The sequence below is a fragment of the Pararhizobium sp. DWP3-4 genome (assembly GCF_049898205.1).
In the GTDB taxonomy this organism is placed as follows: domain Bacteria; phylum Pseudomonadota; class Alphaproteobacteria; order Rhizobiales; family Rhizobiaceae; genus Pararhizobium.
This window is the reverse complement of sequence record NZ_JAFCXF010000024.1, coordinates 1-14,111: the sequence shown is the minus strand read 5'-3', so window position 1 is coordinate 14,111 and position 14,111 is coordinate 1. Positions and strand designations below refer to the sequence as shown.

Sequence of the window (14,111 nt, the reverse complement as noted above, 5' to 3'; positions counted from 1 at the left end):
GAGAATGACCATGAACACTCAGGCCCCTGTGCTGCAGCTCAAGGACATCCGCAAGAATTTCGACGCCGTTGTCGCCATCGAGAATTTTTCGCTCGATATCTATCCCGGCGAAATCGTTGCCCTCGTCGGCGATAACGGTGCCGGCAAATCGACGCTGATCAAGATTGTTTCCGGCGTCTATGGCCCGTCCTCCGGCACGATCACCATCGAGGGCGAGACGGTCGCGATGTCCAGCGCCACCATGGCCCGCTCGCACGGCATCGAGGTGGTCTATCAGGATCTGGCGCTGGCCGACCAGCAGACGGTCTATATGAACATGTTCCTCGGACGCGAACTCACCAACGGCATCGGCCTGCTCGATCGCAAGACGATGATTTCGGAAACGGAAAAGCTGGTGAAGGAACTCGACGTGCGCATCCCCTCGGCGCACGCGACGATCCGCGATCTGTCCGGCGGCCAGCGTCAGGGCGTTGCGATTGCGCGGGCCACCCGCTGGGCAAAGAAGCTGATCCTGCTCGACGAACCCACGGCGGCGCTCGGGGTCGCGGAAACCGCGAAGGTCGAGGAAATCGTGCAATCGCTGAAGTCGCGCAATATCGGCGTGCTGATCATCAGCCACAGCCTCGATCAGGTGTTCAAGCTGTCGGACCGGATCTGCGTTCTGAGGCGTGGCAAACAGATCGGCATCCGCAGGACTGCGGAGACCAACAAGAACGAGATCGTCTCGATGATCACCGGTGTCAGCTGACGCCGGGACTTACGCCGTCTTGACAGCCAGCGTGTTTGCCTGCGCTGGCCCATAGGCCCGCATGAATGTCCGCACGGCATTGCGGGCCGCAATGTCCAGTTCTGCTTCCGTCGGCGTGACGCCAAACAGCGTGCTCATCTGCAGGTCGGCATTGACCAGTGCCAGAAATTGACGCGCCGCAACGTCGAAATCGTCTGCCTGCAAAAGGCCCTTGTGGGCAAGCCGCGCAAAAAGTGCGGCCAGTGCCGTGCCGATCTTGCCAGGGCCATGCTGGCGCCAGCTTTCGAACAGGTGCGGATAACGCTCGCCTTCGGACTGGACCAGCTTGCGCAGGAATTTTCCATCCTGGTTGCAGATGCAATTGTGGCTGAGGCGCACGGCAAAGGCGACGAGATCGTCTTCGAGATTGTCCGGCTTCTCGGGAAAGGTTGAGAGAGTGGTGAACAGCATGGCGTTTGCCCGGTCCATCACGTCCTCGACCACGGCGGTGAACAGGTTCTCTTTTTCGCGATAGTGGTTGTAGACGGTCTGACGCGAGACGCAGGCTTCGGCGGCGATCTCGTCGATGCTGGCGCCGGTAAAGCCTTGACGGCAAAAGACTTGGGCGGCGGCTTCCAGAATGGACTTGCGCTTGGCACATTGCCCGCGCTGGCTATGCACGGACATTTTCGGCACTGTGTCATGATTGGTTTTCATCGGCCGAAGATAATGCCTCTTGACGTTTTAGACAATGGTGTCTAATTTTACAGCTCTGTCCAATAATATTGACACGGCTTGCCAAGCGTGTGGGCGTCCTCTCAAGCACCGCGCGCCCTTGGCAACGATCACGGTAAACTCCTGAGAGCAACGCGGCGCCAGACCGACCCGGTTTTGTGCGGCCGTTTCTGAAAGATGCCCCCCATGACGTCCTCCTTCTTCCGGACTGCCCTCATCCTCGGCCTGTTGTCGGCCATCGGCCCGTTTGCCATAGACATGTACCTGCCGGCGCTGCCCTCGATCGGGCAGGATCTTGGTGCCGAGAACCATATCGTACAGCTGAGCCTGCTCGCCTTCTTCATCTCCTTTGCGGTGGCGCAGCTGGTCTACGGTCCCCTGTCCGATATGTGGGGCCGCAAGGCGCCGCTCTATATCGGTATCGGCATCTTTGCGCTCGCCAGCATCGGCTGCGCATTGGCAAGCGATATCGAAACGCTGATCGCCTTCCGCTTCCTGCAGGGGATCGGCGGAGCTGCCGGCATGGTCATCCCGCGCGCCATCGTTCGCGACATGCATACCGGCGTGCAGGCCGCCCGGCTGATGTCGCTGTTGATGCTGGTGTTCAGCATCTCGCCGATCCTGGCGCCGCTGACCGGCAGTGCCGTCATCGAGTTCTACGGCTGGCGCGGCGTGTTCTGGGCGGTGACGATCGCCGCCTTCATCGGCCTCATCCTGCTGGCGACGCAATTGCAGGAAACCCGCGTGAGGGAGCACCGTGCCGGGAGTGGCCTGCGCAGCGCCATGGCTGCCTACGGCCTGCTGCTCAGGGACAAGAATTTTCTGACGCTGACCTTCATCGGCGGCCTCGGCATTTCTAGCTTCCTCGTCTATCTTGCCAACTCGCCCTTCGTGCTGATCGACTATTACGGCCTGTCGCCGACGCAATACAGCTTTGCCTTCTCCATCAATGCCGTGTCGTTCTTCGCGGTATCGCAGGCGACCGGCTGGTTCGGCGAACGGTTTGGGCTCGTTCGGGTCATGCGCATCGCCGTTGCAGCCTTCGCGCTGACCATGGCGGCGATGGCCATCGTCATGAGCCTCGGCTTCAATCAGCTGCCGGTGATGGCCGCATTTCTCTTCGTCGGTTACGGCTTCCTCGGCCTCGTCATCCCGACAAGTGCTGTGCTGGCGCTGGAGGAGCATGGCGAAATCGCAGGCACGGCATCGTCGCTGATGGGAACGCTGCATTTCGTCACCGCCGCCGTCGCCATGGTGATCGCCTCGGTGTTCTTCGACGGCACGGCCGTTCCGATGGCCATGGGCATCGCGCTCTGCGCCGTCGGCGCGCTGCTGCTCACCCAGGCCACCATCGGCCGCCGCCGTGCAGCTGCCGCTGCCGAGTGATAGTTGATTCGATCATCGACGTGGTGGCAGACATCGTTGAGACCGGCATGAGTTTGGTGACGGTCGCAGTCGAGCTTTGGTCGGAGACATTGCTGGAGGGCAGCCGCAACTGACGGCGCGCGGCGAACTCGTCATGGTCCCGGCCGGTCCAGACGGGCGCCCGGCGGCACGCGCGTGGCTCATAACTGAAACCGGGGCCGCTGTCCCCGGCGGCTGCCCCACTATCCACAGCCGATTGCCGTGGCGGGCATTAACTCCCCATTATCCACAAAGCCGCAAAAAATATGCACCGCAAGGCATGTTTCCGATGTCTACACATTGACGTTATTTTCCTGTCGTATACTATATCTAGTGTTAAAGGTTCCTCCAAATCGCAAGGTAGGGAGGCTAAGAGGGAATGCGGTGCGCTTGGCCATTGTGGCCGGGCAAAACCGGAGCTGCCCCCGCAACTGTAAGCGGCGAGCGTCTGTTTCATTTCAAGTCACTGAAGCATCAGGCTTCGGGAAGACGGAATGGACGCCACGACCCGCAAGCCAGGAGACCTGCCTTGAACAAAACGTCCACGGGCGGGGTGCCCGGAAGGTCGCGTGATGTGCAGCGGAATGATTCCGCTTTGGATTGCGTTCTTCCGATGCCCGCCAAAAAGGCTCCGGGTGAAGGCATGTCAGTCAATCGAATTCGCAGACCAAGATATGCGGGATCGGCGGCACAGGCCTAACCTCCCGCAAGTATCGCAATGCAAGACCCCACGATCGGATCCGCGTGCAGCGGCTCGGAGCCTTTCGTGTGCCAGCAACATCACAGACCACGAGGACCATCATGAACATTACCGTCTACAGCAAGCCTTCCTGCGTCCAGTGCACAGCGACCTATCGTGCGCTCGATCGTGAAGGCATCGACTATCAGGTCGTCGACATTTCCAAGGACGAGGACGCCTTCGCGAAGGTCATCGGCCTCGGATACCAGCAGGTTCCGGTGGTGATCGCCGGCCAGGACCATTGGGCTGGATTCCGTCCTGACAAGATCAGCGCGCTGTCCTGAGCGCGGCCTGAGTGCGGATGGACAAGCGATGGGCCTGATCGTCTATTATTCCAGCCTGTCGGAAAATACCCATCGCTTCGTCGCCAAGCTCGGCCTGAAATCGGCCCGCATTCCCGTCAGCACCAGCGCCGAAACGCCCGACGTGCGCGAGCCCTTCGTCCTCATTTTGCCGACCTATTGCGGCGATGACGGCAGGGGCGCCGTTCCCAAGCAGGTGATCCGCTTTCTCAACAATGCGGGCAACCGATCCCTCATCCGGGGCGTGATCGCCGCCGGCAACAGCAATTTCGGCGAGACGTTCGGTCTCGCGGGCAATGTCATCTCGGATAAATGCCGGGTGCCGTACCTCTACAGGTTCGAGCTTCTGGGTACGGACGAGGACGTCGCCAATGTCATCAATGGATTGGAACGATTTTGGACGTCTCAACGCTCGAACGCCCTTTGAAGGCGACGGAAACCGCGATTGACTATCACGCGCTGAACGCGATGCTGAACCTCTATGACGACGAGGGCAGGATCCAGCTGGACAAGGACCGGCTGGCGGCGAAGCAGTATTTCCTCCAGCACGTCAACCAGAACACCGTGTTCTTCCATAATCTGCGGGAGAAACTCGATTATCTGGTGACCGAGGGCTATTACGAGCGCGAGGTTCTCGACCAGTATTCGTTCAACTTCGTGCGCGACCTCTATGATCACGCTTATGCCAAGAAGTTCCGTTTCCCGACCTTCCTCGGCGCCTTCAAGTATTACACCAGCTACACGCTGAAGACATTCGACGGAAAACGCTATCTCGAGCGCTACGAGGACCGTATCTGCATGGTGGCGCTGGCGCTGGCGCAGGGCAACGAAGCGACAGCGCGAGACATGGTCGACGAGATCATTTCCGGCCGCTTCCAGCCTGCGACGCCGACCTTCCTCAATGCCGGCAAGAAGCAGCGCGGCGAGCTCGTGTCGTGCTTCCTTCTGCGTGTCGAGGACAATATGGAATCGATCGCGCGCGGCATCAATTCGGCGCTGCAACTGTCCAAGCGCGGCGGCGGCGTTGCCCTGTCGCTGACCAATATCCGCGAGGCCGGCGCCCCGATCAAGCAGATCGAAAACCAGTCGTCCGGTATCATTCCGGTGATGAAGCTGCTGGAAGACAGTTTTTCCTATGCCAACCAGCTTGGCGCCCGCCAGGGGGCAGGGGCCGTCTATCTCAACGCCCATCACCCCGATATCATGCGCTTCCTCGATACCAAGCGCGAAAATGCCGATGAGAAGATCCGCATCAAGACGCTGTCGCTCGGCGTCGTCGTGCCCGATATCACCTTCGAGCTGGCGAAGAACAACGAGGACATGTATCTGTTTTCACCCTACGACGTGGAGCGCGTCTACGGTGTGCCGTTCACCGAAATCTCGGTGACGGAAAAGTACCGCGAGATGGCGGACGATGCCCGCATTTCCAAGAAGAAGATCAAGGCCCGCGAATTCTTCCAGGTTTTGGCCGAAATCCAGTTCGAGAGCGGCTATCCCTACATCATGTTCGAAGACACGGTGAACCGGGCCAATCCGATCGCCGGCCGCATCACCATGAGCAATCTCTGCTCGGAAATCCTGCAGGTCAGCGAGGCCAGCGACTATAATGACGACCTATCCTACAAGCATATGGGCAAGGACATTTCCTGCAATCTCGGCTCGCTGAATATCGCAGCGGCGATGGACAGTTCCGATTTCGGCAAGACCATCGAAACGTCGATCCGGGCGCTGACAGCCGTGTCCGACATGAGCCACATCTCCTCGGTCCCGTCGATCGAGAAGGGCAATGACGACAGCCACGCCATCGGTCTCGGCCAGATGAACCTGCACGGCTATCTCGCCCGCGAGCGCATTTACTACGGCTCGGAAGAAGGCGTCGATTTCACCAACATCTATTTCTACACGGTGACCTACCACGCCATCCGGGCATCGAACCGGATCGCCGTCGAGCGCGGGTCGAGCTTCAAGGGCTTCGAAAAATCAAAATACGCTTCCGGCGACTATTTCGACAAATACACCGAGAAGGAATGGGTGCCGGCGACCGGGCGTGTCGCCGAACTGTTCAAGACGGCTGGCATCCACATCCCGACGCAGGAAGACTGGCTGGCCCTGAAGACGGATGTCATGACGAGCGGCCTCTATAACCAGAACCTCCAGGCCGTGCCGCCGACGGGCTCGATCTCCTATATCAACCACTCGACCTCCTCGATCCATCCCATCGTCTCGAAGATCGAGATCCGCAAGGAGGGCAAGATCGGCCGCGTCTACTATCCTGCGCCGTTCATGACCAACGACAATCTCGACTATTACCAGGACGCCTATGAGATCGGCCCTGAGAAGATCATCGACACCTATGCGGCAGCAACCCAGCACGTCGATCAGGGCCTGTCGCTGACCCTGTTCTTCCGCGACACGGCAACGACGCGCGATATCAACAAGGCGCAGATCTATGCCTGGAAAAAGGGCATCAAGACGATCTACTACATCCGCCTTCGCCAGATGGCGTTGTCCGGCACCGAGGTGCAGGGCTGCGTGTCGTGCAGTCTGTGATTTGATGCACTGCCGTTTCAGTCACGCTTGAGCCCGGAACCCCCTCATCCGCCTGCCGGCACCTTCTCCCCGATGGGGAGAAGAGACGAGCGGCTAGCGCGAGGTTCCCCTCGCCCCTTGGGGAGAGGGCAGGGTGAGGGGGCCAGGCGCCCTGTAATATTTTGTTGAGGAAAGATATCCCATGAACATCGCCATCAAGCCCGCCTCACGCGTGCGCGCCATCAACTGGAACCGCATTGAGGACGACAAGGATCTCGAAGTCTGGAACCGGCTGACAGGGAATTTCTGGCTTCCGGAAAAGGTGCCACTCTCCAACGACATCCCATCCTGGGCGACCTTGCGGCCGGAAGAGCAGCAGCTGACGATCCGCGTCTTCACCGGCTTGACGCTGCTGGATACCATCCAGACCAGCATCGGCGCGCCAAAGCTGATGGAAGATGCGATCACCCAGCATGAGGAGGCCGTCTATTCCAACATCTCCTTCATGGAAGCGGTGCATGCCCGCTCCTATTCCTCGATCTTCTCGACGCTCTGCTCGACGCCCGATGTCGACGACGCCTATCGCTGGTCGGAGGAAAACGAGCACCTGCAGCGCAAGTCGGCTCTCATCCTCGAACACTATCGCAATCCCGATCCGCTGAAGCGCAAGGTCGCCAGTGTCTTCCTCGAGAGCTTTCTGTTCTATTCCGGTTTTTACCTGCCGATGTTCTGGTCGAGCCGGGCGAAGCTCACCAACACCGCCGACATGATCCGCCTGATCATCCGCGACGAGGCGGTGCACGGCTACTACATCGGCTACAAGTTCCAGAAAGGACTGGAGCGGCTGAGCGCGCAAAAACAGCAGGAGATCAAGGACTTTGCCTATGAACTCCTGTTCGAGCTTTATGACAATGAGGCCAAATACACGGAAACGCTTTATGACGGCGTCGGGCTGACCGAGGACGTGAAGAAATTCCTGCACTACAACGCCAACAAGGCGCTGATGAACCTCGGCTATGAGGCACTGTTTCCGCCCGAGGCCTGCAAGGTCAATCCCGCGATCCTCTCGGCGCTATCGCCGAACGCCGACGAGAACCATGACTTCTTCTCCGGTTCCGGCTCATCCTATGTCATCGGCAAGGCCGTTGCGACCGAGGACGACGACTGGGATTTTTAAGTGGATTTTCCCTTCACCGTTTCGGCTGCCGCCCTCGGCGGAGCCGATCCATCTCCGGCACTCGATGCCCGCCGATGCAATTGTAACCGTAACGTACTCCCCACCGATCTGAAAAAGGCGATACATAATCCGGGCTGATCGTTGAGGCATGCCTTAACGCAGCAGGTAAAACGCACAGGATATGTATCCGCCGGCCAAACCAGGTACTAGATCGATGCCGACAGACACGGCGCAGAGGGGTTTGTGGAAGCTCATGTTGAAGTTGCCCGCCCTGCGCGGCCAGCTTCAGCTTCTCAGCGTGCGGAATGCAGGTCTGCTTACTCTTTGCGACGCTTTCCACGATGCCAGCTCTACGCTCGATTCCTTGAGGAAGGATCTCAACGTCGATCGTGCGATCATCCGCGAATACGAGACGCTGTGCAGCGAAATAGAAGGCGAAGTGATCGAGATCTGTCTGACCGAGCAGACCAAGCCGCGCCGATAAGCCGCCATATCTATTTGTTTGGCATGGATTTTCTGGCCTGCTCCAAAGTGGGGCACTTCCACGCCGAATTATCACTTTTGAAACAGTCAACGGAATTTTTAGCGTTTACGGCCGAGATTCTTCAGCAAAGAGCGTTTGACTGCTGTGCCGATTCGGTGTGCTAATGTGACCTCAAGTTGAAAGCTTGGGGGCAGGTATGAGCAGCGAGCGTCAAATCGAACGATCACTCTGCGAACATATCGATCAGACCGAGGCGCAGGCCGAGATTGACCGGCTGCTGGCGGATACTCGCTTTCAGTCTCCCGAACGCAACAAAAATTTTCTCCGCTTCATCGCATCCGAATACTTCGAGGGCAGGGCCGAGGCGATCAAGGCGTATGCGATCGCGGTCGATGTGTTCGGCCGTCCAGCAAATTTCGATCCCTCGGTTGACCCGATCGTGCGCATCGAAGCGACGCGGCTGCGTGCCGCACTGACGCAATACTACGATGCACACGGAAGCGACACCGGCATTCGCGTTGATCTTCCCCGCGGCCGGTATGTTCCAGACTTCACCCGCATGGTGCCCAACGACATGCCACCCCTGCCGGCTGAAGCCCCAGCCCCGGATCTGCCGGCTCAGGCTGCGAGCGTTGAGGAGGGTTCGGGCCGGCGGTTTTGGGGCGGCAATACGCGGCTCGCTTTGGCCTGGTTGATGGTCGGTATCGGTATTGCCACATATGCGCTGACGACAGGTCTTGGCGCCTGGAAGCAAAATGCCTTGAGGCAGAAGCCGCTGATTTCCTTAGCGTTGAGTGCTGACGGAGATACGTCGGAACGGGACATTGAAAAGATCCGGGATTACCTCACGGTGGCAATCTCGCAATTTCATACCGTTCGCCTTCGCATCTACCGTCGATCATATGGTGGCGGCGTCTTTGGGCGAATGGACTGCTCCAAAACTCGTATCGGCGCTCAGAGGCCAGCGGGTGGCCGAAGACTACCGTATCGTTCTCAAATACGATGGGAAGGGGAGCCAGGGTTTTGCCTGGTGGCAGGTGACGGATGCGTCCACCGGAGAGGTCCTGCTGTCCGGCATCGAGGATGCGTCACTGACGGATCCGGTTTCCGTGCCTGCAAGCCAGAGCCTGGCGAACCGGCTGGCACGAACGCTTGTCGGGACCCGTGGCGTCATCAACACCATTGAAACACTTCATGCACTCGACGCGCCCTCGCTTGGCAACGGCTGCATCCTGAGAGCGATCAAGGCGGGCGACCGAAGCGATGAAGCGGGGATGGCGGATGCCCGCAACTGCCTGGAACAAACATTGGCCATTGCGCCCAATGACGCCGGAGCCAAGGCGGAACTGGCAATTGTCCTGCTGGCAAAGGACCCGATAGAGGCCCCGACCGATGCCTCCGACCGAGCCTACAGATTGGCCGCCGATGCGGTAAAGCTCTCGCCATTTTCCGACCGCAGCAAATATGCGTTGATGACCAGCCAGTTTCGCTCGGGTCAGATGCAGGCGGCGATCCAGACGGGGTATGCTGCGATGGCCCTTAATCCCAACAACAGCGATATCGCCGCACGTCTGGGGCTCTATCTTTTTACCGCTGGACGTTGGGAAGAGGGCACTGGCCTCGCTGTGCGGTCAGCGTGGATGGACCAGAATTCCGCATCCGACGGTCTGTTGACCCGCGCTCTGGATGCTTACCGGCTTGGCCGTTTCGAAGATGCGCTGGCGCTCTCGAAACAGTTGAAGATTTCCGGTGACTATGTGGCTCATGCGGTTCAGGCCGCTGCCGCCGGGCAATTGGGCAGAACGGACGACGCGCGATTGGCTCTCGCCAGCCTCGGAGCGGGCCGCGCCGATTTCGACGTCGCATTCCGCAAGAATATGAGCGCGCGTTATTTCGCGCCCGAAATGACCGACCTGCTCGAAATCGGCGTGATGAAAGCGACGCCGCAGAAATCCTGAGGCCGCAGTCCGTAGGGTGAATAGTGCAGCCTGTATCGAGGACGCGACTGCCATATCCCTCAGATTTCACAAAAGTAACTGTAACGTACTTGTTTCAGCGCGCCACCGTGCAAGGCTTCAAAGCCGTTTCCGCGCGAGTCCAGCCCGCTGCGCGACGACACTGGATGCCCATGACAAGGATGAGAACGATGGTGAGATTTGGTTTTGTGTTAATGACCGCCGCTTTGACGGCCGGCTCCGCTCTGGCAGGACCTGCGGTCACGACGGCGAATGTGAACTTCCGCTCAGGCCCCGGCACAGGGTTTGGTAGCCTCGGCCAGCTTGTCGAGGGAACCACCGTCGATCTCGGCGAGTGTGACGACAGCGGCGCCTGGTGCGCGGTTTCGGTCAAGGGTGAGCAGGGTTTCGTCAACGGCAAGTATCTCAACCAGGCCGACGCGGCGACGGACCGGCCGGGCTGGCCAAGGGTCTACACGACGGACGGCGGTGCCGAGATTACGCTCTATCAGCCGCAGATCACCGACTGGAAGGATTTTTCCACGCTCTCGGCGCTGATCGCCACGGAATATAAACCCAGCAAGGATGCAAAACCGATCTTCGGCGTCATCGGCGTCAGTGCCGACACGGTGTCCGATGCCGAAGCCGGTACCGTTATCCTTAGCAATATCAAAGCCACGGAGATCAATTTCTCGGCGCTGGACCGGAGCCAGATTTCGGATCTGTCGCTTGAGGTCGGCAAGCTGATGCCGACAGGCAATCTGACCTATCCCGAAGAACGGCTGACCGCCAGCCTTGCCGATTATCAGCGCATGGAGGATGTGAAGGGGCTTAAATCCGATCCGCCGCCGATCTTCATCAGCGAGACGCCGGCGATCTTGCTGCAGACGGACGGCAAGCTCGTGCTTGCTCCGGTCAAGGGCGTGACGGGTCTGTCCTTCGCGGTCAATACCAACTGGGACCTGTTTCAGGCCGATGCCGACAAGAGCTATTATCTGCGCGATGACAAGACCTGGCTGACCTCCAAGGACCCGGCGGGCGACTGGCAGATCGCGGCAGCACTTCCAGACGCATTGACGAAGCTTCCCGACGACGACAGCTGGAAGGCGCCACGTACGGCCATCCCGCTGACAGCGGTGGAAGGCTACAAACTGCCGAAGGTGGTTTATTCGGAAGCGCCGGCCGAACTGATCCAGTTCGAGGGGAAACCGAAGCTTGAGCCCGTCAAGGGCACCGCGCTGAAATGGGCCTCGAATGCCGCTGGCGACGTATTCTTTGATGAAAAGGGCAAGCAATGGTACGTCCTGTTGTCCGGCCGCTGGTTTTCCGCGGCATCGCTCGACGGTCCCTGGACATTTGCCACACCGAACCTGCCAGCCGATTTCCAGAACATTCCGGATGACGCGCCCTATTATGCGGTGCGTGCATCGGTGCCGGGCACCTCGGAAAATGCCGAAGCGCGGCTGAAGGCCAGCATTCCGCAAACGGCGCGTGTCTCCACCGATGGTTCCGTGAAGGTCGAGGTCTCTTATAGCGGCGAACCGAAATTCGAACCGATCGACGGCACCTCGCTCACCTATGCGGTCAATACCAACGAACAGGTCATCAAGGTCGGCGACAAATATTTCGTCCTGAAGGATGGTGTCTGGTTCGAGGGCGCCAGCCCCACCGGCCCATTCGCAGTCGCCAAGGCGGTGCCGGATGAGATCTACAAGATCCCGCCGTCCTCGCCGGTCTACAACGTCACCTATGTGCGGGTTTACAAGACCGAGCCGGATGCGGTCTGGTACGGCTACACCATGGGGTATCTCGGCGCCTATCTGGCCTGGGACACCTATGTCTACGGTACCGGCTGGGCCTATGACGACTACTGGGATTACGGCTGGGCAGGCGGCGGTTACGTCCCATACTACCCGCGCCCTGTGAGCTATGGCGTCGGCGCATTCTACAATCCGGCTTTCGGAACCTTCGGACGCTACGGCTATGCCTATGGTCCGTACCGCGGCATCGCGGGCGGGGCGGCCTATAATCCCCGTACCGGCACCTATATTCGCGGCGGTGCCGTTTCAGGTCCGGCTGGCGAGCGTGGCTTCATTGCAGCCTACAATCCGCGCACCGGAAACGGCGTGATGGCGCGGGGCGGCCACAATGTCTACGGTTCCTGGGGCTCGGCCAACGTCAAGCACGGTTCGGACTTCGCGCATATTGCCGGCGGTACGACAGCGGCCGGCGGCAATGTTCATTGGCGCAATTCCGACGGCAATCATGGTTTCGTCGCAGCCGGCAAGGGCGGCGACATCTATGCCGGCCGTGACGGCAACGTCTACCGCCGCGACAATGGTCAGTGGCAGAAGCATACGCCGGACGGCTGGGACCCGGTGCAGAAGCCATCGACCGACAACCTGAAACAGCACGGCGAGAATTTCGCGGCCAAGCATCCGGATGCGGCGCAGAAAATCGGCCAGAACCGTGATGCCATCAAACCTCTGGCCCACCGCGACAACAATCGCGTCCGGCCGGTGGCGCCGGACAATCTCGGCCTTGACCGTGCCGGACGTCAGATCGGCAATCAGCGTGCCTTCCAGCAGGACATGATCCGCGGTCCGGCACGGGGTGGATTTGATGGCGGCGATTTCCAGCGCGGCGGCGGCTTCGGTGGTGGTGGCTTCCATGGTGGAGGTAATTTCCACGGTGGCGGAGGCTTCCACGGCGGTGGCGGTTTCCATGGAGGCGGCGGGTTCCACCGCCGCTGACTGCCAATGTCTCCACCGTCCGGAGGTTCGCCTTCGGACGGTATTGCTTTCAGTCCGTACCGCCTTCAAGCGGGACTGGCCAATCGCGTTTCAAACGCTATTCTCCGTGCCATGTATCGTGACACGCGAGGATGAGAAATGGCAGGCCTGCAGGGACAATGGAATGGGGTTGGTATTGCCGACCTCAACGGCAAGACGATCTTGATCACGGGGGCCTCGACCGGTATCGGCGCGGCCCTTGTCCGTGCGTTTTCTGCGCAGGGCGCCAGTGTCGCGATCCACTACAATGAGAGCAGGCAGGCGGCAGCCGACCTCCTCTTGGAAGTCGAAAGCACGGGCGGCAAAGCCGTTCTGGTTCAAGGCGATGTCTCTGCCGATGGCGTGACGGAACGTGTGGTCGAAGAGGCAGCCCGTCATTTCGGCCGGCTCGACGGGCTGATCAACAATGCCGGCGGCATGCTCGGCCGTGTCGCAACAGCCGAGATGAGCGACGCGCATTACGAGCGCGTCATGGATCTCAATGCCCGTTCCGTGCTGGCTGCGACCCGCGCCGCGCATCCGTGGCTGAAGAAGCAGGGCGGCTTCATCATCAACACGACTTCGATCGCCGCCCGCAACGGCGGTGGCAACGGTGCCATCCTCTACGCAGCGTCCAAAGGCTTCGTCTCGACGATTACCCGTGGCCACGCCAAGGAGTTTGCCGGCGACGATATCCGCGTCAACGCTGTCGCGCCCGGGGTCATCGCAACACCCTTCCACGACCGCTATACCAGCCCTGAAATGCTCGACGCCCAGCGCAAGACCGTTCCGCAAGGGCGGGTCGGCACCCCGGAAGAGTGCGTCGGCGCCTATCTGTTTCTCGCATCGCCCACACTCTCCGGCTACGTCACCGGCCAGATCATCGAGGTCAATGGCGGCCAGTTGATGCCGTAGGCCGGGACGGGAGAGGCTGTTGTTGACGCCGCCGCCATGCGCGGACCAAGTGACATCGACGGGTCCCCGATGGATGACTTCGAGGGGATTAATAGGGAACACGGTGCGGAAGACCCAACAGGCACCAAGACCGTGGCTGCCCCCGCAACTGTGAGCGGATTGCCGATCGCTACCGGCGCTTTCAAAGCGCCACGCCACTGCGAGCCCTCCGGGACATCGCGTCTAATGCGAGTAAGTTCCATAAGATAGATTATGCAATCCGTCCGTGTAGCGGCATTTTAGAAATGCGACATATAGGCTAGTTAGAGACGCGACAGTCGTCGCCTCTTGGGATGCTGGTCGAACGTCAGCATTGGGAAGCAAGATAAGCGAC

General features: G+C 59.8%; 12 protein-coding genes and 2 riboswitches. Of the genes, 10 read left to right on the top strand and 2 right to left on the bottom strand.

Annotated features, from left to right (window positions below; genetic code table 11):
- The first annotated feature begins 10 nt into the window (after positions 1-10).
- On the top strand, positions 11-748 hold the full coding sequence (locus ACP7E6_RS28250) for an ATP-binding cassette domain-containing protein (protein ID WP_426233332.1): 738 nt from the start codon (positions 11-13) through the stop codon (positions 746-748).
- 9 nt (positions 749-757) lie between these two features.
- Here ACP7E6_RS28250 and ACP7E6_RS28245 read toward each other — a convergent pair whose 3' ends face one another.
- The gene (locus ACP7E6_RS28245) at positions 758-1,414 is read right to left on the bottom strand and encodes a TetR/AcrR family transcriptional regulator (protein WP_426233330.1); all 657 of its coding nucleotides are present in this window, start codon (positions 1,412-1,414) and stop codon (positions 758-760) included.
- A 234-nt stretch (positions 1,415-1,648) separates the two neighbouring features.
- Between ACP7E6_RS28245 and ACP7E6_RS28240 the strand changes: the two genes are divergently transcribed.
- The 6 genes from ACP7E6_RS28240 to ACP7E6_RS28215 all read left to right on the top strand — a co-directional run bounded on the left by ACP7E6_RS28240 (position 1,649) and on the right by ACP7E6_RS28215 (position 8,097).
- Entirely contained in the window at positions 1,649-2,848 is a 1,200-nt protein-coding gene (locus ACP7E6_RS28240; protein WP_426233328.1) for a multidrug effflux MFS transporter, read from the top strand.
- A gap of 341 nt (positions 2,849-3,189) precedes the next feature.
- A riboswitch (cobalamin riboswitch) is annotated at positions 3,190-3,412 on the top strand.
- Positions 3,413-3,667: 255 nt separating this feature from the next.
- Positions 3,668-3,889, top strand: a complete 222-nt coding sequence (gene nrdH / locus ACP7E6_RS28235) for a glutaredoxin-like protein NrdH (RefSeq protein WP_113243906.1) — start codon at positions 3,668-3,670, stop codon at positions 3,887-3,889.
- A gap of 28 nt (positions 3,890-3,917) precedes the next feature.
- The gene (nrdI, locus tag ACP7E6_RS28230) at positions 3,918-4,334 is read left to right on the top strand and encodes a class Ib ribonucleoside-diphosphate reductase assembly flavoprotein NrdI (RefSeq protein WP_426233326.1); all 417 of its coding nucleotides are present in this window, start codon (positions 3,918-3,920) and stop codon (positions 4,332-4,334) included.
- The gene (gene nrdE, locus ACP7E6_RS28225; protein ID WP_426233324.1) at positions 4,304-6,457 is read left to right on the top strand and encodes a class 1b ribonucleoside-diphosphate reductase subunit alpha; all 2,154 of its coding nucleotides are present in this window, start codon (positions 4,304-4,306) and stop codon (positions 6,455-6,457) included. The genes nrdI and nrdE overlap by 31 nt, the downstream gene beginning before the upstream one ends.
- A 181-nt stretch (positions 6,458-6,638) precedes the next feature.
- Entirely contained in the window at positions 6,639-7,613 is a 975-nt protein-coding gene (gene nrdF, locus ACP7E6_RS28220; RefSeq protein ID WP_426233323.1) for a class 1b ribonucleoside-diphosphate reductase subunit beta, read from the top strand.
- A gap of 214 nt (positions 7,614-7,827) precedes the next feature.
- On the top strand, positions 7,828-8,097 hold the full coding sequence (locus ACP7E6_RS28215; RefSeq protein ID WP_426233321.1) for a hypothetical protein: 270 nt from the start codon (positions 7,828-7,830) through the stop codon (positions 8,095-8,097).
- 223 nt (positions 8,098-8,320) lie between these two features.
- On the opposite strand, the gene ACP7E6_RS28210 is transcribed toward ACP7E6_RS28215, so the two are convergent.
- A complete protein-coding gene (locus tag ACP7E6_RS28210; RefSeq protein WP_426233319.1) occupies positions 8,321-8,851 on the bottom strand; it encodes a hypothetical protein in 531 nt (176 codons plus the stop codon).
- Between the two features lie 70 nt (positions 8,852-8,921).
- On the opposite strand from ACP7E6_RS28210, the gene ACP7E6_RS28205 reads away from it, so the two are divergent.
- The 3 genes from ACP7E6_RS28205 to ACP7E6_RS28195 all read left to right on the top strand — a co-directional run bounded on the left by ACP7E6_RS28205 (position 8,922) and on the right by ACP7E6_RS28195 (position 13,738).
- The gene (locus tag ACP7E6_RS28205; protein ID WP_426233317.1) at positions 8,922-10,055 is read left to right on the top strand and encodes a tetratricopeptide repeat protein; all 1,134 of its coding nucleotides are present in this window, start codon (positions 8,922-8,924) and stop codon (positions 10,053-10,055) included.
- A 212-nt stretch (positions 10,056-10,267) separates the two neighbouring features.
- On the top strand, positions 10,268-12,805 hold the full coding sequence (locus ACP7E6_RS28200) for an SH3 domain-containing protein (protein ID WP_426233315.1): 2,538 nt from the start codon (positions 10,268-10,270) through the stop codon (positions 12,803-12,805).
- A 138-nt stretch (positions 12,806-12,943) separates the two neighbouring features.
- A complete protein-coding gene (locus tag ACP7E6_RS28195; protein ID WP_426233313.1) occupies positions 12,944-13,738 on the top strand; it encodes an SDR family NAD(P)-dependent oxidoreductase in 795 nt (264 codons plus the stop codon).
- 42 nt (positions 13,739-13,780) lie between these two features.
- A riboswitch (cobalamin riboswitch) is annotated at positions 13,781-13,975 on the top strand.
- Positions 13,976-14,111: the final 136 nt, after the last annotated feature.